Origin of the sequence: Sphingomonas sp. (assembly GCF_035944535.1) — a bacterium.
Taxonomy (GTDB): domain Bacteria; phylum Pseudomonadota; class Alphaproteobacteria; order Sphingomonadales; family Sphingomonadaceae; genus Sphingomonas_B.
This window is the reverse complement of sequence record NZ_DASZBC010000006.1, coordinates 193,829-219,482: the sequence shown is the minus strand read 5'-3', so window position 1 is coordinate 219,482 and position 25,654 is coordinate 193,829. Positions and strand designations below refer to the sequence as shown.

General features: G+C 65.7%; 24 protein-coding genes. 8 read left to right on the top strand and 16 right to left on the bottom strand.

Translation table 11 applies throughout. The features are described 5' to 3' along the window. Positions 1 to 43 precede the first annotated feature (43 nt). On the top strand, positions 44 to 745 hold the full coding sequence (locus VGT77_RS05955) for a tetratricopeptide repeat protein (protein WP_327460549.1): 702 nt from the start codon (positions 44 to 46) through the stop codon (positions 743 to 745). Continuing rightward, the gene (locus VGT77_RS05950; protein ID WP_327460547.1) at positions 742 to 2,091 is read left to right on the top strand and encodes a PQQ-binding-like beta-propeller repeat protein; all 1,350 of its coding nucleotides are present in this window, start codon (positions 742 to 744) and stop codon (positions 2,089 to 2,091) included. Before VGT77_RS05955 ends, VGT77_RS05950 begins: the two co-directional genes overlap by 4 nt. 57 nt (positions 2,092 to 2,148) lie before the next feature. Here VGT77_RS05950 and VGT77_RS05945 read toward each other — a convergent pair whose 3' ends face one another. From VGT77_RS05945 to VGT77_RS05925, 5 genes are all read right to left on the bottom strand, one after another. Beyond that, positions 2,149 to 2,451, bottom strand: coding sequence for a hypothetical protein (locus VGT77_RS05945; protein WP_327460545.1), 303 nt, complete (start codon positions 2,449 to 2,451; stop codon positions 2,149 to 2,151). A gap of 63 nt (positions 2,452 to 2,514) precedes the next feature. Then, positions 2,515 to 4,110: an alkaline phosphatase family protein gene (locus VGT77_RS05940; RefSeq protein ID WP_414713362.1), complete on the bottom strand. Its 1,596-nt coding sequence runs from the start codon at positions 4,108 to 4,110 to the stop codon at positions 2,515 to 2,517. A 32-nt stretch (positions 4,111 to 4,142) separates the two neighbouring features. Continuing rightward, complete coding sequence (locus tag VGT77_RS05935) at positions 4,143 to 4,742, bottom strand: hypothetical protein (protein ID WP_327460541.1); 600 nt, start codon at positions 4,740 to 4,742, stop codon at positions 4,143 to 4,145. Further along, a complete protein-coding gene (locus VGT77_RS05930) occupies positions 4,729 to 6,303 on the bottom strand; it encodes an amidohydrolase (protein WP_327460539.1) in 1,575 nt (524 codons plus the stop codon). The genes VGT77_RS05935 and VGT77_RS05930 overlap by 14 nt, the downstream gene beginning before the upstream one ends. Before the next feature lie 218 nt (positions 6,304 to 6,521). Beyond that, positions 6,522 to 7,055, bottom strand: a complete 534-nt coding sequence (locus VGT77_RS05925) for a PilZ domain-containing protein (RefSeq protein WP_327460537.1) — start codon at positions 7,053 to 7,055, stop codon at positions 6,522 to 6,524. Positions 7,056 to 7,263: 208 nt separating this feature from the next. On the opposite strand from VGT77_RS05925, the gene VGT77_RS05920 reads away from it, so the two are divergent. Next, a complete protein-coding gene (locus VGT77_RS05920) occupies positions 7,264 to 8,463 on the top strand; it encodes a hypothetical protein (RefSeq protein ID WP_327460535.1) in 1,200 nt (399 codons plus the stop codon). A gap of 5 nt (positions 8,464 to 8,468) precedes the next feature. On the opposite strand, the gene VGT77_RS05915 is transcribed toward VGT77_RS05920, so the two are convergent. From VGT77_RS05915 to hutI, 10 genes are all read right to left on the bottom strand, one after another. Next, positions 8,469 to 9,503, bottom strand: a complete 1,035-nt coding sequence (locus VGT77_RS05915) for a DUF3667 domain-containing protein (RefSeq protein WP_327460533.1) — start codon at positions 9,501 to 9,503, stop codon at positions 8,469 to 8,471. Positions 9,504 to 9,825: 322 nt separating this feature from the next. Then, the gene (locus VGT77_RS05910) at positions 9,826 to 10,488 is read right to left on the bottom strand and encodes a PEPxxWA-CTERM sorting domain-containing protein (protein ID WP_327460531.1); all 663 of its coding nucleotides are present in this window, start codon (positions 10,486 to 10,488) and stop codon (positions 9,826 to 9,828) included. Positions 10,489 to 10,577: 89 nt separating this feature from the next. Continuing rightward, positions 10,578 to 11,444 (bottom strand): NAD(P)-dependent oxidoreductase, encoded by an 867-nt coding sequence (locus tag VGT77_RS05905; protein ID WP_327460529.1) that lies wholly within the window; start codon positions 11,442 to 11,444, stop codon positions 10,578 to 10,580. Between the two features lie 31 nt (positions 11,445 to 11,475). Further along, complete coding sequence (locus VGT77_RS05900) at positions 11,476 to 11,988, bottom strand: hypothetical protein (protein ID WP_327460527.1); 513 nt, start codon at positions 11,986 to 11,988, stop codon at positions 11,476 to 11,478. Between the two features lies 1 nt (position 11,989). Beyond that, positions 11,990 to 12,295, bottom strand: a complete 306-nt coding sequence (locus VGT77_RS05895; protein WP_327460525.1) for a GNAT family N-acetyltransferase — start codon at positions 12,293 to 12,295, stop codon at positions 11,990 to 11,992. Between the two features lie 47 nt (positions 12,296 to 12,342). After that, entirely contained in the window at positions 12,343 to 13,230 is an 888-nt protein-coding gene (locus VGT77_RS05890; RefSeq protein ID WP_327460523.1) for an MBL fold metallo-hydrolase, read from the bottom strand. A gap of 120 nt (positions 13,231 to 13,350) precedes the next feature. Beyond that, positions 13,351 to 14,337 carry an SDR family NAD(P)-dependent oxidoreductase gene (locus VGT77_RS05885; protein ID WP_327460521.1) on the bottom strand — a complete coding sequence of 329 codons (987 nt, stop codon included), beginning with the start codon at positions 14,335 to 14,337 and terminating at the stop codon, positions 13,351 to 13,353. A 4-nt stretch (positions 14,338 to 14,341) separates the two neighbouring features. Then, on the bottom strand, positions 14,342 to 16,666 hold the full coding sequence (gene glf / locus VGT77_RS05880) for a UDP-galactopyranose mutase (RefSeq protein WP_327460519.1): 2,325 nt from the start codon (positions 16,664 to 16,666) through the stop codon (positions 14,342 to 14,344). A 408-nt stretch (positions 16,667 to 17,074) separates the two neighbouring features. Next, on the bottom strand, positions 17,075 to 17,347 hold the full coding sequence (locus VGT77_RS05875; protein WP_327460517.1) for a hypothetical protein: 273 nt from the start codon (positions 17,345 to 17,347) through the stop codon (positions 17,075 to 17,077). 98 nt (positions 17,348 to 17,445) lie between these two features. Continuing rightward, on the bottom strand, positions 17,446 to 18,657 hold the full coding sequence (gene hutI / locus VGT77_RS05870) for an imidazolonepropionase (protein WP_327460515.1): 1,212 nt from the start codon (positions 18,655 to 18,657) through the stop codon (positions 17,446 to 17,448). A gap of 67 nt (positions 18,658 to 18,724) precedes the next feature. On the opposite strand from hutI, the gene VGT77_RS05865 reads away from it, so the two are divergent. Genes VGT77_RS05865 through hutG form a run of 5 tightly spaced genes read left to right on the top strand, consistent with a single transcriptional unit; the run spans position 18,725 to position 24,810 of the window. Beyond that, on the top strand, positions 18,725 to 20,092 hold the full coding sequence (locus VGT77_RS05865) for a formimidoylglutamate deiminase (protein ID WP_327460513.1): 1,368 nt from the start codon (positions 18,725 to 18,727) through the stop codon (positions 20,090 to 20,092). A gap of 32 nt (positions 20,093 to 20,124) precedes the next feature. Continuing rightward, the gene (gene hutC, locus VGT77_RS05860) at positions 20,125 to 20,841 is read left to right on the top strand and encodes a histidine utilization repressor (RefSeq protein WP_327460511.1); all 717 of its coding nucleotides are present in this window, start codon (positions 20,125 to 20,127) and stop codon (positions 20,839 to 20,841) included. After that, the gene (gene hutU, locus VGT77_RS05855) at positions 20,838 to 22,505 is read left to right on the top strand and encodes a urocanate hydratase (protein ID WP_327460509.1); all 1,668 of its coding nucleotides are present in this window, start codon (positions 20,838 to 20,840) and stop codon (positions 22,503 to 22,505) included. Before hutC ends, hutU begins: the two co-directional genes overlap by 4 nt. Beyond that, positions 22,502 to 24,031: a histidine ammonia-lyase gene (gene hutH / locus VGT77_RS05850; protein WP_327460507.1), complete on the top strand. Its 1,530-nt coding sequence runs from the start codon at positions 22,502 to 22,504 to the stop codon at positions 24,029 to 24,031. Before hutU ends, hutH begins: the two co-directional genes overlap by 4 nt. Further along, positions 24,028 to 24,810 carry an N-formylglutamate deformylase gene (gene hutG, locus VGT77_RS05845; protein ID WP_327460505.1) on the top strand — a complete coding sequence of 261 codons (783 nt, stop codon included), beginning with the start codon at positions 24,028 to 24,030 and terminating at the stop codon, positions 24,808 to 24,810. The genes hutH and hutG overlap by 4 nt, the downstream gene beginning before the upstream one ends. 200 nt (positions 24,811 to 25,010) lie before the next feature. On the opposite strand, the gene folE is transcribed toward hutG, so the two are convergent. Continuing rightward, positions 25,011 to 25,622 (bottom strand): GTP cyclohydrolase I FolE, encoded by a 612-nt coding sequence (folE, locus tag VGT77_RS05840; RefSeq protein WP_327460503.1) that lies wholly within the window; start codon positions 25,620 to 25,622, stop codon positions 25,011 to 25,013. Between the last annotated feature and the right edge of the window lie 32 nt (positions 25,623 to 25,654).

Sequence of the window (25,654 nt, the reverse complement as noted above, 5' to 3'; positions counted from 1 at the left end):
GCCGCCGCTAAGGTCCGCGCCGCTACCCCCAGGAGATTAGAGTTTGGCCCGTACGCCGCAGACCAACGAAGCATTTCTGCGCGAAGTCGATGAGGAACTGCGGCGCGACGATATGGCCAGGCTCTGGCGCCGCTGGGGCCGCGTTCTCGTCGGCGTCATCGCGGTCGGGCTGATAGCCTTTGGCGGCTGGCTCTGGTGGCGAGACTATCAGGCCAAGCAGGCGGGCGCGGAGGGCGAACGGCTGAATGCCGCGATCGAGCAGTTGTCGCGCAATCAGGTCGATCCGGCGATGCCGGTGCTCAAGGAGCTCGCCGCCTCGTCGCGGCCCGGCTACCGCGCCGTATCGCAACTCGCTTCCGCCGCAATCGCTGCGCAAAAGGGCAATACACAAGGCGCCGTCGCCACCTATGCCGCCGTCGTCAAGGACGAGAAAATCGGTCAGCCCTTTCGCGACCTGGCGCTGATCCGCCAGACCACGACCGAGTTCGACATATTGCCGCCCGACCAGGTCGTCGCCCGTATGCGCCCGCTCGCGCAAAAGGGTCAGCCCTGGTTCGGCAGCGCCGGCGAACTGCTCGCCGTCGCCCAGCTCAAGGCCGGGCGCTCGGCCGAAGCGGGCGCCACCTTTGCCGCGCTGGCCGCCGATCCGGCGGTGGCGCCTTCCATCCGTTCACGCAGCGCTCAGATGGCCAGCGTACTTGGTCTCGACGTTCCCGCTGCTCCTGCCCCGAGTGTTGCCCGATGATCCGTACCGTTCGCGCTTCCCTGTTGCTTGCGGCGATGGTCGCCGTTTCCGGCTGCGGCGTTTTCAAGCCGTCAAAGCCAAAGACCCCGGTGCTCGGCCAGCGCGTGCCCATCCTGGTCAGCGAAACGGGTGCGGAGGTCGACCCGGCTCTGGCCGCGGTCGAAGTGCTGTTGCCGCCTTTAACCGTCAACGAAACCTGGACTCAGCCCGGAGGCAACTCGGCCCATTCGATGGGGCATCTGGGCCTGGGCGCTTCGCCGACCCGCGCCTGGGAGGCTCGGATCGCAGGCAGCACGAACCGTGCCCGCCTCGCCGCTGGGCCTGTAGTCGCTGGCGGCCGCGTTTATGCGGTGGACACCGAAGCGCGGCTGCACGCCTTCGATGCGGCGACCGGCAATCCGGTTTGGACGGCCTTTGTCGGCGATGCGGCGGATGACGATCGCGGCTCCAGCGCCCGGCGCAATGAACGCTCGCTCTTCGGCGGCGGCGTCAGTGTCGAAGGCGACCGACTGTTCGCAACGAACGGTCTGGGCGATGTCGTTGCGTTCAACGCCGCCGACGGTTCAGTCATCTGGCGCAAGCGCCCCGGCAGCCCGCTTCGCGGTGCGCCGACCCTGTCCAACGGCAATGTCTATGTGATGAGCCAGGACAATCAGCTCTACGCGCTCCGTCAAAGCGACGGCAATGTGGAGTGGACCGAGTCCGGCACTCTCGAGGTGTCCGGCGTGTTTGGCGTTGCCGCGCCGGCCGCTGCGCAGGGCACGATCGTCGCCGGCTTTTCGTCGGGCGAGTTGACTGCCTATCGCTACGAAAATGGTCGCCCGGTGTGGCAGGACGCATTGAACCGCACGAGCATCTCGACATCTGTCGGCACCATCTCCGACATCGACGCCGACCCGGTCGTCGATCAGGGCCGTGTCTTCGCGATCGGATCGGGCGGGCGCATGGTAGCGCTGGAACTGGTGACCGGCCAGCGCGTGTGGGAAATCAATGCCGGGGGCATCTCGACGCCGTGGATTGCCGGCGAGTGGCTGTTCGCCGTCACCGACGATGCGCGGCTGCTCGCGGTGGCGCGGTCCAACGGCCGCGTTCGCTGGGCGACACAGCTGAAGCGTTGGCGTAGCGCGAAGAAGAAGCAAGGACCGATCAGCTGGGTTGGACCCATTCTGGCCGGCAACCGCCTGATCGCAGTCTCGAGCGAAGGCGAGATGGTCTATGTGACACCCGGCACCGGAGCGATCGAAGCGACCGTCGATTATGGCCGGCCGGTCAGCCTGGCCCCGGCGGTGGCGAACAACACGCTGTTCCTGCTCGACGATGAAGGCCGGCTGACCGCCTGGCGATAGGCAAGGAAAGGGCCGCGCCCGGCAAAGGCGCGGCCTCTCAACTGTTAGGCACTGAGCTTACTTGCCCGGCTCGCCGTCATTCTCGTCGTTGTCGAGCGCGTTGGCGGTTGCGTTGGCGCCGTTGGCAGCGGCCTCTCCGGTCGCTTCGGCGGCGTTGCCGGTCGCCTCGGCGGCATTGTCCATCGAGTTGCCCGCGGCGTCGAGCGCGTTGTCGACGCTGTTCACGCCCGCTTCGGCGGTGTTCGACACGTCGGTCGCGACCGCATTGGCCGCCTCGGCGGCTTCGTTCTGCGCCTTGTCGGAGCAGGCGGCGAGCGACAGCGCCGCGACCGCGGCGAAGGACAGAGCAATCTTGTTCATTCAGGTCTCTCCTGGTTAGGGCCGCGGCTCTCTAGCGACGCGGTTTATTAGCATCAAGCAACTTCACGGGCAGTTCGTCCCCTCCCCCGCCACCAGATCGAGGCACTTGCCGTCGATTTCGGCCCGCGGGACCGGAAGCGAGATGAGCGAGGCGAGAGTAGGCATGATGTCGACAGTCTCCACGCCAAGCGGCTGCTCGAAGCTCTGCACGCCTTTCCACCAGAAGAGGATCGGCACGCGGCGATCATAGTCCCAGAAGCTGCCATGGGTGGTCACATAGCCGCGGCTCGGATCGGCGACTGGGTTCACCCGCTGCTTCAGCACGACGATCAGATCACCCGACCGGCCGGGCATGTAGGACGCCCGAGCGCGCTCGGCGAGCGACCAGGTTTCGGGAGGCCGGGTCGGCTGCGGCGTGGCGACGATCTCGCTGCCGACCAGCACCTGCTCGACCAAAGGCGACTGGCGGAGCAACGCCGCCGCCCGCTGCAGCACCTTGGCGCGGCGCTTCCGCGGTACCGAGCGCTCGACATAGAGGTCGGCGCCTTGAGCGAGCAGCACCCGTCCCTTGAGCTTCAGTTCGCGACCGATCTGCTCTCCGACCGCCTTCACATCCAGCCGCCCATCGACTCGCTGTGCATCCGGCGCGCCCTGAATGCGGCTGCGTTCCGGCAGGTCGATGCCGCCATGATCGGCGGTCAGCGCCACCGCATAATCGACTCCGCTTCGATCGAGCGTGTCGAAGAAGGCGCCGAGTTCGCGATCGAGCGCGAGCAGGTTGATGCACATCTCAACGCCGGCGGTGCCATAGCTATGGCCGATATAGTCGGTCGCGGACTGGCCGATGGCGATAATATCGGTGGCGGTGCCGCGGCCCAGCTTCATCGAGTCGATCAGGCCAGAGGCGAGCGCCAGAGTCGCCGCGTCGCTTTCGGGCGACGCGCGGAAGCGGCCCATATTGCCGGCCTCGCGGCCGAACCGGTCCGTGCCGACCGTCTTGCCGCCGCCGATCGGCACCGCACGATTACGGGACTCGCAGAGCGCCGGCACCGGCATCGGCTCGCGCGCCTTGGCGAGTTGCGCGGCAAGGCTGGCGCGGAAAGCGGCGACGGCCGCATCCGGCGCAGGCTGACCGGCCATGGTGACGAAGTCGCGGCCGTTCCACCACCAGAGCTGGTCGACCTTGTGCCCGCCCATCATCACCGCGGCACGGTCCTTGACCGATACCGAGACCGAACGAGAGGCGGGGTTCGCCGCTTTCATTCGCTCGCCGAGCGTCGGCACCAGAAGATGCCGAGCCGAGACGGTGTAGTTGCGCGAGGTCGAGCCCGGCACAGTCACGTCTTCGGAGCAATAGACGGTCTTGTCCTCGCGCGCGATAGACTGGTCAAGCCAGTCATTGGCGATGATGCCAGTGCGATAGGGGCGGCTGCCGGTCAGGATCGTCGAATGGCCGGGGCAAGTCTCGGTCGCGGCGTGGCTCTGGTAGCCCGACGGGAACACGACGCCTTCCGACATGCGCTTCAATCCGCCGGTGAAGTGCTGGCGATATTCCGCGAACAGATCGGCGGAGAGCTGGTCGACCGAGATGACGACCAGCAGCTTGGGACGCGGCAGCTGAGCCGAGAGGGGCGCGGCGGCGAGTCCGAGGGTCATCATTGCGGCGGCGAGGCGGAGGATCACGGCGGCTCCTAGAGATTCGTTGGCGGCGTCGGCAGCGGATCGGGCGCCGGCTCGTCGATCGTCTGTGGCACCACCACAGGGGGTGGAGCGGCTTCGGGCGTCGCTTGTGTTGCGGGCGGGTTGCGGCAGAAATCGACGACGCGGCGGATCGCAACCCCGCCGGGGAGGGTCAGCGTCTCCGCTCCCCCGGCAACCGTGATCTGACTTTGCGGCCGCGCCATCGCATTGACGATCGCGTCGTCCAGGCCGGCGCGCGCCTGGACTCGCCCCTGACCGACTTCGCGAGTGCCAAGGCTCGCGCCCGCGCCGCCGGCGGCTAGGCTGAGCGTGCCGCCCGCTCCGGCGCGTTCGAAGACGATCTGCTGGGCGGCGCGGTCGCAGCGGAGCGCGAAGGCGGGAGGCTGGTCGGCCGCTCCATAAAAAGCGGCGCCGTTCACCACCCGCCAAGCCATCGGCGCGCCGACGCCCTCGAGTGCTGCCGAACCGTTATTGCCGATCTCCTCGACACCCGCGACTTTCACTTCTCCGCTGCGCTGCGTGCGGTTGGTGACCGTGCCCGCATCGCAACCGGCGAGAAGCAGGAGCAGTCCAAAGCTATTTCGCGACATAGGCGCGCTGCCCTCCGATCCAGGTTTCGAGCACCTTGATGGCGCGGAGCTGGGCGGGCGTGCTTTCCAGCGGGTCCCCGTCGACCAGCACGAAGTCGGCGCGATAGCCGGGCTGGAGCATGCCGATTCGGTCGTCGGCGAAGCCGGCATAGGCAGCGCCGGTGGTGAAGCCGGCGAGGGCAACCTCGCGGCTGACCCGTTCCTGCGGCTGCCAACCGCCAAAGGGCTGACCGCTTGCATCCTCGCGGCTGATCGCGGCGGCGAGCCCCGGGAAAGGGTTGGAGGACTCCACCGGCACGTCGGAGCCGAAAGCGAGCCTGGCGCCCGCGCGCCGGATCGACTCCCACGCATAGGCACCGGCGAGCCGGTTGGGGCCAAGCCGCGCTTCCGCCATCAGCCGGTCGGACGTCTGGTGCACCGGCTGCATCGACGCGATGATGCCGCTGCGCGCAAGCCGCGGAATGTCGGCGGGGTCGAGCACCTGCACATGCTCGATCCGCCAGCGCCGATCGTCCTTGTAGGAAGGGGCAATCTCCTCGATCGCCGAAATCGCCTGCGCATTGGCACGATCGCCGATCGCGTGGACGGCGACCTGAAGCTTGTCCATCGATGCACGGACGATCAAGTTGCGGATCTTGGCATCGTCCATGAACCCGAGGCCGGTCTCTTTGGGCGCATCGGCATAAGGCTGTTTCAGCCAAGCGCCGCGCGAGCCGAGCGCGCCGTCCGAGTACAGCTTGATGCCGACCATTCGCAGCCGGTCATCATAGAGCCAGGGCGTCGGCCCCGCCCCTGCCACGGTCAGCGCGGGCTCGATGCCTGCTGCATAGGAGATGATCCGCACCTTGAGCACGCCCGCGTCGCCCGCACGGCGGAACACGTTCCAGTCGTCGACCGAAGTTCCCATGTCGGCAATGGCGGTGATGCCGTTCTGCAAGAGGATCGCCTGTGCCTTGGACAGCGCAATGTCCCGCTCACGCGGCTGGGGCGCCGGCACGACCTTTTGGACCAGTTCGGCGGCGGCATCGACGAACACGCCCGCCGGTGCGCCGTTCGGCAGCTTCTCGATCCGGCCGCCGGGCGGCGACACTGTTTGAGCAGTTACCTTCGCGGCGCGGATCGCGGCGGAATTGCCCCAGCTGGCATGGCCGTCGACCCGTTCGAGCCAGACGGGGCGGTCCGGCACCACGGCATCGATGTCGGCCGCCGTCGGGAAGCGGCCCAGCCCCCAGATCTCCTGGTTCCAGCCTGAGCCGATGATCCAGCTGCGTTCAGGATTGGCCTTGGCATAGGCGGCGATCATCGCCTGGGCTTCGGCAAGCGAGCGTGCTGCGGTCAGGTCCAGCGTCATCGCCTTTAGCCCCAGCCCCATGACATGGCCATGAGCGTCAATCAGGCCCGGCATCAGCACCCTGCCCTTGCCGTCATGGCGGAAGTCCAGACCCCGGTCCGGCCGCTTCTCGCCATGCCCAAGGAGCTTCTTCACCTTGCCGTCGCTGCCGATCAGCAGCCCGGTGAAACGTTCGACCTCACCCGATTTGGTGAGCGTCAAGCCATTCACATTGTCGATCAGCGCATCGGCATAAGCAGGCGCGGAAACAGGAAGCAGAACCGCACAAAGGTGACGAAGGTAACGGGGCGTTACGCATGCAAGATGTGCAGGTTGTGCGGATCGAATGGATTGGGCGGCCCCATCGAAGAGGAGCCGGCGAAACATGGATCGGGTGATCATCCGTCCAGCATAGCTGCAAGGCGCGGCAATAGGACAGAGATTTGCTGCTATGCCGCGTCAGGCGCCAATCTGAGACGATGCAGTGCGTGCGCAAGAGCAAGGCAGTCCGCCTGCACCGAAGGACCGATGCCGGCCTCTTGGCCCATGGCGGCGGCAAGCCGGTCCGCCCGCGCGCAGAGTTCCGTCAACACCTCAGCCGGAACGCTGTGGGTGGCCGCCGCGGCTGGCGCCGCAATCGAAGGTGCGCCCTTGCCGCTGATCAGATCGGCGACCACGACCGCATGATCGAAGCGCAGCCCGCACCTTTTGGCATCGCTCCAGACAATGCTGGCGCCGAGGCGATGCTGGCCCCGAACCAGCAGCACGCGCGTGTCCTTTGCGGGAGGAGCATCCACGACGAGAAGCGCTCCGCCCTCTGAGAGATCCCTAACCTGACAGCGGCGGGAAATGCCGGACCAATGCAGCTCGGCGCCCAAAAAGGTGTTCGCTCGCGGCAGGCGGGAGGGAAGAGCGTTGCCCTCAACTGCCGCTGCCGCCGACGACGCAGCCTTTTCGAACTGACCATGATTGATAAACGTCATATCGGCATCCTGCAGAGCATCTGAAGATTAGCGTGTTTAGAAGTGGTTATGGCCTGCTGATCCTCATTCTCTTCACCTGCATACGCCAGCGATTCTACTATCCAGTTAAGGGGCACGTGTACGATCAGAGTAGCTTTTCGAAACGTCGTTATCTGCTCCAACTATTGGCCACTTGGCGCGAGCAATCCAACTTTGCATTGCGTTAACCATGGTCTGCCAGACTCTGCTTGGCAGCAACGGGGGCATCGGGATGGACACGAGCTACGGCAGCGGTTTTCGTGATGCTTATGAGGAAGCAACCGAGACGAACATCTCCGGGCTGGACAGCATTGCCCGCGAACGGCGCATGCATGCTCGCGCTTATGACTATTGGGAGTCGCTGCGCCAAGGCCGTGCCTGCCCGTCCGTTCATGAGCTAGAGCCGGACAAGATCGCCGACTTCGGCACCCATAGCGTGCTGCTCGACTTCAGCCGCTCCACCACCAACCCAGGCGTCACCTTCATCGGACGGGCGCTGCGGGAGGAATGCGGTATTCTGTACGGCATCCGCAATGTCGCCGATGTGCCGGAGCGCTCACTGCTTTCAAGGCTGACCGCAGAGTGCGCGCAAATCCTGGAGCGGAAAACACCGCTCGGTTTCGAGAACGAGTTTCTCAACCACAAGGGCGAATCGACCAGTTTTCGCGGCGTGCTGCTGCCGCTTTCATCCGACGGACAGACCATCGACTTCATCTATGGGGTCATCAACTGGAAAACCGCGCCCGCCGCTGCCGAAGATGCAGTGGACGAGCCGGTTCCGGAACCAGCCCCCGAGGCGCCTGCCTCGGTCGAACTGATCGACTGGCTCGCGCGTGCCCGGAGCAGGGTTGAGCGTGCGCTGAAGGCGGCCAGCGATGCCCGATCGGCGCTGCATACAGCGCTGGGCCTCGCCTATGCCTTCTCCCTGCTGGCTGAGAAGCGAAGGGAGGAGTTCGCCCAACTGCTTTCGCAAGAGGGGCTGACCTTTCAATCCCGCACGCCCATGACGTCCGTGGTGAAGCTCATCTTCGGTGCGGACATCGACCGGACGCGCCTTTGCCAATATGCGGCCGTGCTCAGCCATGCGCGGCACCTCGAACTTGGCTGCGATGATGTGGCGAGCTGGCTCGATGGCTTCGACGGCGGCATCCTTGGCGTGGCCAAGGCCGAACGGGCCCGGCGCGCACCGGCGGTCAGACCCGATCCTGCTGCAAACGCGCGGACGAGGATGAGGGAGGCGACTCCTGAACTCTCATTGGACTACGACTGTGGTGACGAGGAGTTCGTGCTGCTCGTCGCCCGCCGGCTGGAACAGGGACGGCTCGGCATTCTGACAGCGCTGACCGAAAAGGCATTGGTGGACCGCGCGCTACTCAAATCGGCGCGCTAAACGGATCAGGCGTTGGTCGCGGTCAGAAGGCCGTAGAAGATCCCGCCGGCAGACGCCGCGATGCCGTAGAGCAACGGCAGGCGCAGCAGCGCGCCAGTGCGGGTCAGGCGGTAGGCGTCCCGCATCTGTGCATACATGTGCCACAGCGCATAGAGCATCAGCGCCAGCATCAGCACGCCCGAGATCAGGCCGAGGCCGGAGCCCAGCGTATAGACGGCGAACAGCAGCGACATGAACGAGATCGAATAAGTGACGAAGGTCGCGTGATCGTAGAGGCCGTATTCGCGCCGCCATGCGAACAGGAGCCAGACCAAAGGCGTGCTGATCAGGATCAGCGCCCAGGAGAATTTATAGGCATTGGCCTTGAGGCGATAGGAGACGAACTCGCGGTCCTTTTCGATCCGCTCCATCACCGACCGTCCGCCGGCGGCTGCGGCATTCTCCTTGCCGACGTCGCCGGCGATCGCGCTGGCGGCCGCTAGTTCGGCGCGATCGTCTCGTGCTTCCTTGAGCCTTTGCTCGAGCTTGGCGCGGCGGGCGGGCGCGAGGTCCGGGTCGCGGAGATTGCCCTCCGTGACGGCAATCCGAACGTCGAGCTTGGCCACCTGTCGCTGCATCTGACGCGCGCTTTCCTGGGCGCTCTCTGCCGTGTTCTTGGACCCGAAGATCGAGGCCGTGGCGTAGAGCAGGAGCGCACTGAACAGGAACAGGGCGAAGGGAGAGACGAACTTGGCGCGTTCACCGGCGATATAGCGACGCGTGAGGATGCCAGGCCGAAAGGCGAGTTCCGGCAGCGTCCGCCAGATCTTGCCGTCCATATGCAGCACACCGTGCATCAGCTCGTGCCACACCGCGCCGAAGCTGCGGTGAATGTGGGCCGACTGGCCGCAGGCCGCGCAATAGGAACCGGTCAGCTTCTCGCCGCAGTTGAGGCAGGCTCCGCCGTGGACGGCGGCGCCGGCGCGCCCATGGCTCGGCTCCACCGCCGAGGCGAGCATGGCACCCGTGACGATCTCCCCTGCTTCGCCGATCCCGCTCATGGAACGAAGCTAGCACCGGCTAGAGAGCTCGACCAGCGGGTGCAGAGGCAGCAAGCGGATGCCGGTTTCAGATGAAGCTACTTTTGAGAGCTCCACAGAAATCCGTATCGACATCGCCCCGTGCTTGACACGGGGCTCGGCTTTTCTTTGTTGGCCCGCCCTAAGCAATTGATCTCGGAGGCAAGGATCGAGAGGCAGCCAAACCCCGTGTCAAGCACGGGGCGACGTTGCTGGAACGGCAAGAACGCGTTGGTGAGACATGCAGCGCGAACGGCGAACGCCGCCCGTCGATTGAAGGGCGGCGTCCAGTGTCGATAGCGCCTCAGGCGGCCGCCAAGCTAACCTTGCTCGTGCGGCGAGTGCTCCGCAGCGCGCTGCCGGCGAGGCCGAAGCCGGCGATCATCAGTGCCCAGCTGGCCGGTTCCGGTACGGGGGCCGGAGCGATGTCGGTGGAGAGATCGGGTCCGGCGATCAGCTGGTTCTTGGACCAGAGCTTCAGCGTGTTGCGGTCGAAGGAGCCGGCATAGCCCAGGCCCTGATAAAGATGGTAGCCGAACTCCCCGATCTCGAAGGCATAGCCCTGGACCTGAAGGTCGCCGGCGCCGGGCGCGTCGTCCGTGGTCAGGGAAAAGCCGTTGAGCGGATCGTCGATCGGGCCGAAGGCGAGCGGGACCATGCCGTCGAGGAAATCGCCGCGCGAGGTCCAGCGATGGCCGGCCAGTTCGAAGCTGATCTCGTCGGTCATCATGGAGGCAAGGAGGCTGCCCGCCATCCAGCCGGCGGGACCGCCCGACGCTTCGGACTTGGCGAAGGTGAAACGGGCGGTGATCGTGTCGCCGACCTTGATGTCGCCGGTCGCCCCGGGCGCTGTGAAGGCGGTGGCGAAGCTGGACGTCACTGTGCCGGTGATCTCGCCGGTGTAAACTGCGGCATGGGCCGAAACGCTGCTCCCCAGCAGTGCCAGCGCCAAGATGGTCTTACGCATAAACAACCCCCAAAAACATTGGTTGAGTCGCTGATAGGTGGGGGCGGCCCTGCAAAGAAGGCTAATAGAAGGTTAACTCAGGATCGCCGCTATTTGGGGAGGCGACGGACCAATGCGCTGGTGTCCTGGCGGCCGGCGCCCATCGCCTGCACGTCCGCATAGAATTGATCGACCAGACTGGCGACAGGAAGCGTGGCACCGTTGACCCGTGCTTCGTCGATGGCGAGGCCCAGATCCTTGCGCATCCAGTCGATCGCGAAGCCGAAGTCGAACTCGTCGCGCGCCATCGTGTGCCAGCGGTTGAGCATCTGCCAGCTGGCCGCCGCGCCACCCGAGATCGCCTCGAACACCTTGTCGATGTCGAGATCGGCATGCTGTGCGAAACGCAGCGCCTCGCTGACCCCCTGCAGCGCGCCGGCGATGGCGATCTGGTTGCACATCTTGGTGGTCTGACCAGCGCCGGCGGAGCCGATATGGGTGATGCGACCGGCATAGGCCTCCATCAGTGGCCAAGCGGCCTGCACTGCCTTGTCGCGGCCGCCGCACATGATCGACAAAGTGCCGTTCTCCGCTCCCGCCTGACCGCCGGACACGGGCGCGTCGACGCAGAGAATTTCCTTGGATTTTCCCTCGACGGCGAGCTGGCGCGCGATCCTGGCAGAGACGGTAGTGTGATCGATGAAGATGCTGCCCGGCCGCATCGACCTGAAGGCGCCTTCGCGGCCAAGCGTCACTTCCGCCAAATCATCGTCATTGCCGACGCAGGTGATGACCGCATCCTGGTCGCGCGCCGCCTCGACCGGGCTCTCCGCCATGCGCCCGCCATGCGCCGCGACCCAGGCCTCTGCCTTGGCGGCGGTGCGATTATAGACGGTGAGCTCATGGCCCTTGGCGGCGAGGTGACGTGCCATCGGGCCGCCCATGATGCCGATACCGATAAATGCGATGCGGGACATGAAGGCTGCTTAGTGGCAGCGCCCCGCCGTGTCAGCCCTGCCAGCGTGCGACGGCCCGATCATAGGCCTGGCGTTCCTTGTCGAGCGCCTGTTCGAGCCTGGCCTGCTCCGTTGCGTGCCTATCTTCGAGGGCGCGGCGTTCCTTGGCGAGCGCTTCCTCCCGCCGCTTCATTTCGGCGAGTTGCTCCGCCTGCGATGCTTGCGCGTCGGCCAAGGCCTGTTCGGCGGCCTGGAGCTTGGCGCGGCTCGGCGGCGGCGCCTTTGCTTTCGGCTTCGAAGCTGGCTTCGGCTGCTTCGGGTCCGTCGGCAGTGCCTTCAGATGATCTTCGAGCCCGCCGCGCAGCTTGCGGATGACCTCTCCGGGCCGGGCGAGCGGTTCCTTCACCAGCTCGGGGTCGTCCACCTGCTCGGCGACGCCGCGGGCGAAGAGGTTGGCGTCGGCGCCCCAGGCCTTGAGCGCGGCCTTCTGGCTCGGCGCGGCGACATAGGCGTCGTGAAAACCGATCGGGGTGCGATAGACCTTGAGCTTGGCGGCGCGGGGCATGTCAGCCCTGCTCGATTCCCAGAACGGCGAAATAGCCAGGCTCCAGCACGTCGCGTGCTTCCGGATGGTTCTTGAAATAGCGGGCAAATGCGGCGCAGGCGGGGATAACCTTGAGCCCGTCCCGGCGCGCCGCATCCAGTCCGGCTAGGATGAGGGCTCGTGCGACTCCCTTGCCTTCATGTGCCAGCGGGACTTCGGTGTGGGTGAACATCAAGGCGTGGCTAAGCCGGTTGTAAGCGGCGACGGCGAGGCCATCCCCCAGATCGATCTCGAACCGATGCTGTTCCTTATTGTCCCTCACGTCCATCCGCTCTCTCCATCAGCAACAGGCTAGAGGTGCCCCATCGGGGCGGTTCAGGCCAGTTCCGGCTGGCGATCCACTTCCGCAGCAACGCGGTCGGGTGCGACATGTTGGCCGGAGAGCAGCTCAAACTCGCGCGCATCATGGGCGCAGAAGATGCGGACCTCCGCGTCATGTTCCAGCGAGAGCTGGCGGATGCGCTGCTGATTGTTCAAGCGCGCGGTGCGGTCGACTTCCATCATCGCCTGGTAGCCGCGAAGGCCGGGCGGGCAGTCATAGCGCTCCGATCCGATCTCGCCGCGATAGAAATAGGCGTCTGCCGCATAGAAGAGCCAGCCTTTAGGGGTGTCGATGGCGACGCCGCTATGGCCCCAGCTGTGGCCGGCGAGCGGCACCAGCAGGATCTCGGGCGGCAGGCCGTGCAGGTCGCGGACGGCGTCGAAGCCGAACCAGGGTTCGCCGCCGCCCATCGGGTAGAGCCGCCAATTTTCGACCTCGTCCCATTGCTGGGGCTGATAGCGCCGCGTGCCGACAAAGGCGCCGCCGCGCTGTTCGTCCGCCACTTCCTTCTCCCGCGCGGTGATGTGAATCGCGGCATGGGGAAAGTCCTCGATGCCGCCGGCATGGTCGAAATCGAGGTGGCTGATGACGATGTGACGCACGTCCTCAGACTTGAACCCGCGTGCGCGAAGTTGGGCGACCGCGGTCTCCTCCTCGCGCAGCTGAGGGTTGTTCAGCGCTCGAAAAAAAGGCGCGATGCGGCGGCCCGGCATTGCGACATCGCGCGTGCCGAAGCCGGTGTCGATCAGGATCAGGCCTTGGTCGCTCTCGATGGCCAGGCAGTGGCAGACGAGATGCGCGAACGGGCTGTCGCTGGTGCCGTCGAAGATGCGGCCGCCTACGGGACAGCAGGTGCCGCAGTTCAGGTGGTGGATGCGCATGTGTTGGTTCCTCCAGCTCGGGTCGGCCTGAGCTTGTCGAAGGCCTCCCTTGCTCTTGCTCCCATGTAGAAGAGGGGCTTCGACAAGCTCAGCCCGAACCGGCTTTTGGAACCTGACCTCTCAGCTGTTCATGTTCCGCGTGTTCGCCACCTCGAAATCGGCTTTGGGCTCCAGCCGGTGGCGCGTGCGGCGCTCGACGTCTTGTTCGTCGCGGCGGCTTTGGAGCCAGGCGGCGGTGCCTGCAGCGGCGAGCGCGCCGACGAAGAACAGGCCGCCGATCGCGGCGGCGCCGATGCCGCCGCTGCCCTGCTCTTCCTGTGATCTATCGAACGGTTCGGTCTGCTTGCGGTGCATGGCGGCACGCGCCGGGTTCGACATCAGCTTAGCGACATTGCCCTGCAAGCGGGTCTTGAGGCTGCCGGTCACCACCGCATGCTTGTCGGCGAATAGCGCGTCGATGGCTTGCGCGGCGACCTGGGCCGCATCGTCCTTCGACGCCTGGCCCGCCGGAGTATTGTCCATATTGGCGCGGCGGAAGAAGTCGGTCTCCGTCGGTCCGGGCATGAACACGGTGACGCCGATGCCCTTGTCCTTCAGCTCGTTACGTAAAGCCTCGCCAAAGGAGCGGATGAACGCCTTGGACGCGGCATAAACCGCCTCGAACGGCCCCGGCATAATGCCGGCGATGGACGAGGTGAAGAGCAGCCGCCCCTCCCCTCGCCCGGCCATGTCCTTGACGACCAATTTGGCCAGTTGGACCTGGCCGCGGACGTTGAGGTCGATCAGCTCCAGTTCCTGGCCGAGATCGGTTTCGGTGAAATCGCCGCCGCCTGAACCGATGCCGGCATTCGCGCAGAGGATGTCGATTTGCCCCGCGCTCCGGTGCAGCTCGTAGATGCCGGGTTCGGAGGCGAGATCGGCCGCGACTGTGGTCACAGTGACTTCCGGAGCCCGCTCGCGGATCAGCTCCGCGGCCTGCTCTAATTTGTCGGCGTCACGAGCGGTGAGCACCACATCGTGACCGCTTTCGGCGAATTGCCGGGCCAGCTCGAAGCCGATGCCCGACGATCCGCCAGTGACGAGAACGCGCGGCCGATCCTCTGCCATGTCCCTACTCCGCCGGAGTTGCCGCCGCTTCAGACGAGCCGGTGCGCGCGGTCGTCTTCGAGGTGCCGCGGCCGAACAGCGCCGGCCGTTCGTCGGCGGTGGCGCGGAGAGCTGCGTCCTCCAGTGCCTCGGCCTGCTTGGCCTCCGCATCCTTCAGGCGGCGATAAGTCGCCAGTGCCTGCCCGACCACCTGGTCCATATTGTAGTAACGGTAGGTGGCGAGACGGCCGACGAACACAACGTCCGGCTCGGCAAGCGACAGCGCTTCATACTTCTTGAACAGCGCCTGGTTCTCCGGGCGCGGGATCGGATAATAGGGGTCGCCCTCCGCTGACGGATATTCATAGGTGATGCTGGTCTTGGGCGCTTCCTGGCCAGTCAGATACTTATACTCGGTGATCCGGGTATAAGGCACGTCCTGGTTCGGGTAGTTCACCACGGCGACCGGCTGAAATACCTCCTGGTCCAGCGTCTCGTGCTGGAAGCGCAGGGAGCGGTAAGGCAGTTTGCCGTAGCGATAGCCGAAATATTCGTCGATCGGGCCGGTGAAGACGAGCTTGTCGTACGTCACCTCGCGGGCGACATCCTCCCACTCGACACCCAGGCGCAGCTCGATGTTCGGATGATCGAGCATGTTCGCGAACATGGCGGTGAAGCCGTCGAGCGGCATCGCCTGGAAGCTGTCAGTGAAGTAGCGGTCGTCGGTATTGGTTCGCGTCGGCACACGGCTGGTCACCGACTTGTCGAGCTCCGACGGGTCCATGCCCCATTGCTTGCGGGTATAGCCCTGGAAGAAGAGCTGGTAGAGCTCGGTCCCGACCTTGGACACGACCACGTCGGCCGAGGTCTTGATTTCGGCGACCGGCTCGGCGCGGCTTTCCAGAAAGGCTTCCGCCTCTTCATCGGTCTTGAGGTCGAGCCCGTAAAGCATGTTCAGCGTGGTGCGGTTGATCGGCATCGGCACGAGCTTGTCGCGCACATTCGCCAGCACCTTGTGCTCATAGGGCCGCCACTTGGTGAAGCGCGAAAGGTAGGAGAAAATTTCCTCCGAGTTGGTGTGGAAGATGTGCGGGCCGTAGAGGTGGTAGAGAATGCCGTCCTCGTTCGGCAGGTCATAGGCATTGCCGGCAATGTGCGGCCGGCGATCGATCACCAGCACCTTCTTGCCGCCGTCGCGCGCCAGGCGCTCGGCCATAACGGAGCCAGCGAACCCCGCACCGACGACCAGCACGTCATAATGCGGCTTGGTCCGGTCCAAAGGGCGGCTTGCCTCGCGCTCCTCTGCGGCCTCGGCGATCAGCGCCTTCATCTGCGAAGCCGTCTCGTCCCACGACATGGTCGAGAGCACGGCATCGACCGGGCGCAGCCAGTCCCGCTCCGCCTTGAGCCCCAGGGCGCGTTCGCATCCGGCGATGAAATCCTTGACATTACTGGCGATCTGGACGGCATCGAGTTCGCCATAATGGCGGATCACGTCCTTGATCGGAGTTGAGACCACGGGGCGGCCGGCCGCCAGATATTCCGGCGTCTTGGTGGGCGAGATGAAGCGCGTCGCTTCGTTGATCGCGAACGGCATCATCGCCACGTCCCAGCCGGATAGATAAGCGGGCAGCTCCGAGTAGTCCTTGCCGCCCAGATAGGCGATGTTCGGCAGCCGCGGCAGCTCGTCCTCGCTGATCTTCACGACCGGGCCGACCATGACGAAGGTCCAGTCGGGGCGCGCTTCGGCAGCGGCCTTGAGCAGCTCTAGGTCGATGCGCTCGTCGATAACGCCATAGAAGCCGAAGCGCGGATGCGGCAGGCTCGCCTGATCGGCCGGATCGGCCTGCGCCGAGCGCGCCTGGCCGAAATGCTTGACGTCCACGCTGGACGGGAAGGCGTGCACGTTCAGGTGGCGCTCGCGCTTCGCCTCGTAGAGGCTGTAGCCCCCGGTGAAGACGACATCAGCCGTCTTGAGCAGCTCATCCTCCAGCGGAAGCAATTGGGGCGGCGCGAACTTGAAATTTTTCAGCTCGTCCATGCAGTCATAGACGGTGCAGTCCGCCTCCAGATGCCGCGAGAAAGGCAGCATCATGGGCGTGTAATACCAGCGGACAAGCTGACCCGAGCGGGTCGCCATCAGCTCGTCGAGCAGGCGGCGCAGCTGCTTCTGGTGCAAGTCACCATGCTCTGGGTTCAGGTGCGGGACGGCCACGGTGACGCCGGATTTGGCGCAGATCGACAGGTCGAGCGACGGCTCGGCCGCGGCGTCGAACACCGGCTCTTCCCAGATGATGACATGATGGTCGCGGGCAAAGCGGCTCATCAGATGCTGAGGGCGCTGGAACACGAAATTCCACCGCAGGTGCGAAAAGCACAGAAGGGTAGGCTTGGAAGACGTTCCGCCGGAGAAAGCCTGACGCTCGCGGCGACGGTGAGATCCAATGTTCATAGCGCTCCTTCGGTCCGCCAGCATCCCCCGCGGCGCACGCCAGGACGGCGGCGCGCTTCATACGTTCATCGGCTGGCAAGCCGTAAAAGCGCTGGAACAGGGACTTAGTTCCCGCTGCGACGAGCGGTTCGTCGCGGAACCGTAATGTTTTTAACTTGGATCAGTGGGTCAGAACGTCTTCATTATCTCGTCACCCCAAGCTTGGTCCGGGGTCCCAGCTTGCCTTGAGCGAACTCATTGAACGGACGAAAGCCGAACCCCGGCTCAAGTCCGGTGTGACGGAACAAGGGTCGCGGCTGAACCCGCTCAGTCCTTCTTCTTGTCCTTGCCCTTGTCGCGATTGGCGTAGAGCAGGGCCGCGACCAGGGCCGCGGAACCGACGCCGACGCCAACGCCCGCCGCAATCCAGGCGGTGCGGCTGTCATTCCCTTCCGCCTTCTTCTCGCCTTCCTTGGCTTGCTGGGCAGACTTGACGATCTCGTTCACCGGCATCTCCGCATTGCCGCCGGCGGCATCGTCGGCCGGCGCGCTTCCATCCAGTGTTGGCGGGGCGGCAAGGGATTCGTCAAGCTGGGGCACAGTCACTCTCCTCTTGTTCGCCCCAACGAACGGGAAAGCGGCCTGTTTCAGCGGTGCGACAGAACGGTGCCGGGAACGGGTTCAGATTCAATAGCCGGTCAACCCCGGACCACTGCCAGTTCGGGGCGGCCGCCAAGCCAGTAGCAGAGATCGGCGGGGCTGCTTATGTCCCAGAGCACCAGGTCGGCGCGCTTGCCTTGCTCTAATGTGCCGCGGTCGGTGAGGCCCAATGCGCGGGCGGCATTGCGAGTTACGCCGGCGAGCGCCTCTTCCGGCGTCAGACGGAAGAGCGTGCAAGCCATGTTGAGCATCAGCAGCAGCGACCTGGTCGGCGAGGTGCCGGGGTTGCAGTCGGTGGCGATGGCCATCGGCACGCCGGCGCTGCGGAACTGGTCGATTGGCGGCAGCTTCGTCTCGCGCAGGGTATGAAAGGCGCCGGGGAGGAGGACGGCCACGGTTCCCGCCTCAGCTATGGCCTGGACGCCCTGCGGGGAAGTCCACTCGACATGGTCGGCCGAAAGGGCCGCGAACTTCGCCGCAAGTGCTGCGCCGCCGCCGTCGCTCAGCTGATCGGCGTGAAGCTTGACCCGCAAGTTCAGCTGCGTCGCGGTTTCGAACAGACGCGCCGTTTCTTGCGGGGTGAAGCCGATCGTCTCGCAAAAGGCGTCGACGGCATCGACCAGTCCTTCCTCCGCCACGCGCGGCAGCATTTCGTTGCAGACCAGGTCGAGATAGCCGGTCCGGTTGCTCGCGAATTCGGGCGGGAGCGCGTGCGCGCCGAGAAAGGTGGTGCGGACATCGACCGGCAGCTCGCGGCCGAGGCGACGGGCGGCGCGCAGCATCTTCAGCTCGTTCGCCGTGTCGAGGCCGTAGCCGGACTTGATCTCGACGGTGGTGACACCCTCGGCGATCAGCTGGCGCAATCGCGGGGTGGCGCTTTCGACCAGCTCGTCTTCGGAGGCGGCGCGGGTGGCGCGCACCGTCGAGAGGATACCGCCCCCTGCCCGCGCGATCTCCTCGTAAGTCGCGCCGTTCAGCCGCGCCTCGAATTCGTCGATCCTATCGCCGCCAAAGACGATGTGGGTGTGACAGTCGATCAGTCCGGGCGTCATCCAGCGCCCTCCCGCGTCGATCACCTGATCGGCGGAAGCGCCCGGGGGCAGGTCGGATGCGGGTCCGACGATGGCGATGCGCCCGTCGGCCACCGCGAGCGCGCCCCGATCGATCGCGCCATAAGGCGCAGCACCGTCGGTCATGGTGGCGAGCCGGACATTGACCCAGAGCCGATCCCACCGGGCACTCGCCGCCATACTCGCCCTCTTTACGCTCAAGGCGCGGCACCGTAGCTGCGGGCTTCTGTCTAGACAAGGCGAGGCGATGCGACACCTGTTCCTCGACGCGGCGATGCTTCCGGCCGGCTGGGCCAGCAACGTGCGGATCGGCATCGATGAGGGCGCGATCGTCTCGGTCGAGACCATGGCTTCCAAGACCGAACGCGACGAGCGGGTTCGAGGTGTCGCCATTCCGGGCATGGTCAACGCTCATAGCCACGCTTTCCAGCGCGCTTTCGCGGGCCTGGCCGAGCGCCGAGGCGCTGGGGAGGACAGCTTCTGGACCTGGCGCGACGCGATGTATCGGGCGGCGGCCCAGCTCACACCTGATCTGATGCACGCCATCGCCGCCCAGCTCTACGCCGAGATGCTCGCGGCGGGTTATACGAGCGTGGTCGAGTTCCACTATGTGCATCACCAGCCGGACGGACGGCCCTATGAGGACCGTTCCGCCATGGCGCAGGCGCTGATCGCGGCGGCCGACGAGGCGGGGATCGGGCTGACGTTGCTGCCCGTGCTGTACCAGACCAGCGGCTTTGGAGGGCGGGCGGCGCGGGACGATCAGAAGCGATTCCTGAACAGCGTCGACCAGCTCCTCGGCATCATCGAGGAGGCCCGAGGTGCTACGGGTCCCCAGCTCCAGGTCGGACTTGCCCTGCATAGTCTTCGAGCTGTGCCGCCCGAGGCGCTGCGCCAGGCCGTGGGCGCCGTTCGGGACGCCCCGATGCACATCCATGTCGCCGAACAGATCGCTGAAGTGGATGACTGTCTCGCCTGGTCGGGCAGACGGCCGGTGGAGTGGCTGCTCGACGAAGCGCCCGTCGATGAGTGCTGGTGCCTCGTCCATGCGACGCACCTTACCGAGAGCGAGACCGAGCGCCTCGCCCGCTCCGGCGCCACTGTCGCGCTCTGCCCCACGACGGAGGCCAATCTGGGGGACGGCCTTTGCCCAGTCGAAGCGTATCTGCGGTCGGGCGGTACTTTCGCGATCGGATCGGACAGCCATGTGAGCGTCGACCCCTTCGAGGAACTGCGCTGGCTGGAATATGGCCAAAGACTGGTGACGCGCCGGCGGAGTCTAGTGGCCTCTGCTGACGATCCGCACTCCGGCGCACATATGTGGCGGCAGAGCCTTTCAGGCGGTGCCCGGGCCTGCGGCCGGCCGATCGGAGCCATTGCGCCGGGCGCCCGCGCCGACCTGATCATCGTTGATCCTGACCACCCTGCCTTGCTCACCAGTGCGGGCGACGCGATGCTGGACACGTTGGTATTCCACAGTGCCGCCCGGCAGTCGTTGCGGCGCGTGATGTGCGGCGGTGAGTGGGTGGTGACGGAAGGACGACATGTCCGGGCTGAAACCTTCGGTGAAGCCTATGCCAAGGCTGTGCTGCCGCTGCGCCAGGCGCTTGCTTGACTCCACCTGTCTAGACAGCTTACGCCTGCTTTATGGACCAGCCCGCCTATGCGCGCGTGAAGGCGCATATTCTCGACCGCATCGGCACCGGCGCTTGGGCGCCGCAGGATCGGGTGCCGTCCGAGAATGCGCTGGTTCGCGAGTTCGGCGTTGCCCGCATGACTGTGAACCGGGCCGTGCGCGAGCTGGCGCAGGAAGGATATCTGACGCGGGTAAAGGGCGGCGGCACCTATGTCGCGGATCGGCGCTCGCACGGCCACCCCTTGCGGATCCGCAACATCGCCGACGAGATCGCCGAGCGTGGGCACCGGCACAGCGCCGACGTGCTGGACCTGGGGGAGACCGCGGCAGACGAAGATGCCGCGAACGCGTTCGACCTGACTGCAGGCGCACCGCTGTTCCGGTCCATGATCGTGCATTTCGAGAATGACGAGCCGGTGCAGCTGGAGGAGCGGCTGGTAAATCCGTCAGTCGCGCCCGACTATCTGAGCCAGGATTTCGGCGCCCGTCCGCCGTACGAATATCTGATGGCAGTGGCCCCGCTCGCGGAAGCGGAGCATGTCGTGCAGGCGGTGATGCCCCCCGCCCGCGTGCGTCAACTCCTCGGCATGAGCGCGGCCGAGCCCTGCCTGCTGATCCGCCGCCGCACCTGGACCGGCAGCCAAGTCGCCTCCACTGCCAACCTCTATCACCCCGGCAGCCGCTACGAACTGAGCGGCCGCTTCACGCCGCAGGAGACGAACCCGTGACCGCCAATCCGCGCCTGCTCAACAGCCGGGAGGTTCGCGCGCCGCGCGGCACCGAACTCAACACGCTGAGCTGGCAGACTGAAGCGCCGCTGCGGATGCTGATGAACAATCTTGACCCAGACGTGGCCGAAAATCCGGCGGAACTGGTCGTCTATGGCGGGATCGGGCGGGCCGCGCGCGACTGGGCCTGTTTCGACGCGATCGTCGGCACGCTGAAACGTCTGCGCGACGACGAGACCTTGCTCGTCCAGTCGGGCAAGCCCGTTGGCGTGTTCCGCACCCATGCGGACGCGCCCCGCGTGCTGATCGCCAACTCCAATCTGGTGCCGAAATGGGCAAATTGGGATCACTTCCACGAGCTCGATCGCAAGGGGCTGATGATGTACGGCCAGATGACGGCCGGATCGTGGATCTATATCGGCACCCAGGGCATCGTTCAGGGGACTTACGAGGCCTTCGCCGAGGCAGGGCGCAAACATTATGGCGGCGACCTCACCGGCCGCTGGATCCTGACCGCGGGCCTTGGCGGCATGGGCGGCGCACAGCCACTGGCGGCGGTGATGGCAGGCGCGTCGTGCCTGGCGATCGAATGCCAGCCTTCGCGGATCGAGATGCGGCTGAAAACGCGATACTTGGATCGGCAGGCGGCAACCCTCGATGAGGCGCTGGAGATCGTCACCGCGGCAAAGGAGCCCGTGTCGGTGGGCCTGCTCGGCAACGCCGCCGAACTCTATCCCGAGATCGTGCGGCGGGGCATCCGGCCCGACATCGTTACCGACCAGACCTCGGCTCATGACCCGGTCAACGGCTATCTGCCGAAGGGCTGGAGCCTGGAGCACTGGATGCAAGCGCGGGAAGCCGATCCGAAAGCGGTCGAGCGTGCCGCCAAGGCGTCAATGGCGGAGCATGTTCGCGCGATGCTCGACTTCTGGAAAGCAGGCGTGCCGGTCGTCGATTATGGCAATAACATCCGCCAGGTCGCTTTTGACGAGGGCATCGCCGACGCGTTCGACTTTCCGGGCTTCGTCCCCGCCTATATTCGCCCGCTCTTCTGTCGCGGCGTCGGCCCGTTCCGGTGGTGCGCGCTCTCGGGCGATCCGGAAGACATTTACCGCACCGACGCGAAGGTAAAGGAGCTGCTGCCCGACAATGCGCATCTTCACCGGTGGCTCGACATGGCGAAGGAGCGGATCGCGTTCCAGGGACTGCCGGCGCGTATTTGCTGGGTCGGGCTCGGTGACCGGCACCGGCTGGGCCTCGCCTTCAACGAGATGGTGCGCAGCGGCGAGCTGAAGGCGCCGATCGTAATCGGCCGCGACCATCTCGATTCCGGGTCGGTCGCCAGCCCCAATCGCGAGACTGAAGCGATGCGGGACGGCTCCGATGCGGTCTCCGACTGGCCCTTGCTCAATGCGCTGCTCAACACCGCATCGGGTGCGACCTGGGTTTCGCTGCATCATGGCGGCGGCGTCGGCATGGGCTATTCGCAGCATAGCGGCATGGTGATCCTTTGCGACGGCAGCGAAGCGGCGGACCGCAGGCTCGAACGGGTGCTGTGGAACGATCCGGGTACCGGCGTGATGCGCCATGCGGACGCCGGCTATGACGAGGCGATCGCCTGCGCGCGCGAACAGGGGCTCGACCTGCCGATGCTGGGGGCGTGAGCGTGAGCGCGATCGAGCCGGGCCATGTCGAGCTGAGCCTGTTGCGCGCCATCTATCGCGGAGCGGAGCAGGTGAGTCTTCCCGGCCATGTGTGGGAAGAGGTCGATGCTTCCCGAGCAACCATCGAAGCGCGGATCGCGGACGGCGGTACTTACTATGGCATCAACACCGGCTTCGGCCTGCTCGCCAACACCCGCATCGCCAATGACGACCTAGCGGAGCTGCAGAAAAGGCTGGTCCTGAGCCATGCCTGCGGCACCGGCGATCCGCTGGACGACCGGGTGGTGCGGCTGGTGCTCACGCTGAAGGTGATTGGCTTGGCGCGCGGTCATTCGGGCGTCCGGCGCGAGGTGGTCCAGGCGCTGCTGCGGCTGATCGAAACGGAGGTTTACCCGCTCATTCCCGGCCAGGGATCGGTTGGCGCGAGCGGCGATCTCGCGCCTCTGGCGCATATGTCGGCAGCTCTGCTGGGTGTCGGCGAAATGCGGCATCGTGGGCGCGTCATGCCGGCCGCCGAGGGGCTGGCGCTTGCCGGGCTGAAGCCGCTGGTGCTGGAGGCGAAGGAAGGACTGGCGCTGCTCAATGGCACGCAGGTCTCGACCGCGCTGGCGCTTGCTGGACTGTTCGCGGTCGAGGACGTGTTCGCGGCGGGAGTCGTCGCGGGCGCTCTCTCCACCGATGCGCTGAAAGGCAGCGTCGTGCCGCACGATCCGCGCATCCATGCGGCGCGCGGCCAGCCCGGGCAAATGAAGGTCGCGGCAATGCTGCGGCGGCTGCTGACCGGCAGCGCGATCAACGGCAGCCATGCGAATTGCGGCAAGGTGCAGGATCCCTATTCGCTCCGCTGCCAACCGCAGGTGATGGGCGCGTGCCTGGACATCATGCGGTCGGCCTCCGCCACGCTGCAGGTCGAGGCCAATGCGGCGACGGACAATCCGCTGATCTTCGCGGCAGACAATGAGATTCTCTCCGGCGGCAACTTCCATGCGGAGCCGGTCGCGTTCGCGGCCGACATCCTCGCCATGGCCGCATGCGAGATCGGCTCGATCTCCGAGCGGCGCACCGCCATTCTCGTCGACCCGAAAATGAGCGGCCTTCCCGCCTTTCTGGTCGAGGAAAGCGGGCTCAACTCCGGCTTCATGATCGCACAGGTGACGGCGGCCGCGCTGGTTGCCGAGAACAAGCAGCTTGCGCATCCGGCGAGTGTCGACAGCTTGCCGACTTCCGCCAACCAGGAAGACCATGTCTCCATGGCGACGCATGGCGCGCGGCGGCTGAAGCTGATGGCCGGCAATGCGGCGGCAGTGGTCGCGATCGAGCTGCTGGCGGCAGCCCAGGGCGTGGAGTTTCACGCTCCCCTCGCCACCTCCGAGCCGCTGCAGCTGGCCCTGGCGCGCATCCGCGAGGTCGCCCCGCATTATGATCAGGACCGCTATTTCGCCCCGGACATCGCGGGTGTGCGGGCGCTGGTGGAGGCGGGCGTATTTCGGGAGATCGTGCCCAGCCTGCCTTCGGATGGGCGATGATGGAGCCTTTCCGCCTCACCCGCGGCCCGGCGCCGCTGCTGGTCAGCTTTCCGCATGTCGGCACCTATCTGCCGCCTGAAATAGCAGAGCGGCTGACGCCCCAGGCGCGCCGCGTTCCAGACACCGACTGGTTCGTCGATCGGCTCTACGATTTTGTGCACGAGCTTGGCGCCAGCACGATCGTCGCCACCCATTCGCGCTATGTCGTGGACGTGAACCGGCCACCAGACGATGCATCGCTTTATCCAGGTCAGGCCACGACCGGGATCGTGCCTGCGACGCGGTTCGATGGCTCGCCACTCTATCTTTCGGGTGAGGAGCCGTGCCCGCACGAAGTCGAGCGGCGGATCGCTTCGGTGTGGCGCCCCTATCATGAGGCGCTCGCAGGCGAACTCGAGCGGCTGAAAGCCGTGCATGGGCGCGTGTTGTTGTGGGAAGCGCATTCGATCCGCCAGTGCGTACCGCTGCTGTTCGAAGGGTCGCTGCCGGACCTGAACCTGGGCACCAATGATGGCGCTTCAGCGCGGACGGGCCTGGGCGAGCAGCTGCTCGGGATTGCAGCGGGGTCGGGCTATTCGGCGGTGCTTAACGGCCGTTTCAAGGGCGGTTTTATCACCCGCCACTATGGCAGGCCGGAAGAAGGTGTGAACGCGGTTCAGCTCGAGCTGGTCCAGAAGACCTATATGGACGATGCCGAGAAGGAGTTCGACGAGGTGCGCGCGAGCCGGCTCAGGCCGGTGTTGCGGGAGCTGATCGGCTCCGCGCTGCGAGCACCTTGACCTCCAAAAATCAGCTTCGATCATGCCGTGTACATGTACAGCGATGAGAAGAGCGCGGTGAGCGAAGCGGCGAGCGGGATGAAGTTTCTAAGCATGAACACTTGATTAAGCGATTCGCGCGAACCTGCCTGTGAGGTTCGACACAGGCGCGAAATAAAGCGGCGGGCGCGACGAATTCGCAGCTGTGAACGACAAAGTCGTCAGCAGCCCATCAGCGCCAGCACTTCCTTGCGGCTGCGATCGTCGTCGCGGAACACGCCCATCATGCGGCTGGTGGTCATCGCGACGCCGGGCGTGCGGACGCCCCGCGCGGTCATGCAGCTGTGGCTCGCCTCGATCACCACCGCGACGCCCAAGGGCTGGAGATGGTCCCAAATGCAATCGGCCACTTCTGCCGTCAGCCGTTCCTGCACCTGCAGTCGGCGCGCGAAGCCGTGCAGCACGCGGGCAAGCTTGGAAATGCCAACGACGCGGTTCTTCGGCAGATAGGCGATGTGCGCCTTGCCGATGATCGGCGCCATGTGGTGCTCGCAATGCGACTGGAAGGGGATGTCGCGCAACAGCACGATCTCGTCATAGCCGCCCACTTCCTCGAAGGTACGGGAGAGGTGGACGGACGGATCCTCCTGATAGCCCTGGCAATATTCCTTCCAGGCGCGTGCGACCCGAAGCGGAGTGTCGGCAAGGCCCTCGCGGCTGGGGTCGTCGCCTGCCCAGGCGATCAGCGTCTTGATCGCTTCGGCGACGCGCGCCGGCACCGGAATCTTGCCCGGCGTTTCGATCAGATCGCCGTCTTCCAGATGATCGCCCAAGAGCCGCGTCCCCTAATGCCTGCCGCCGCCGA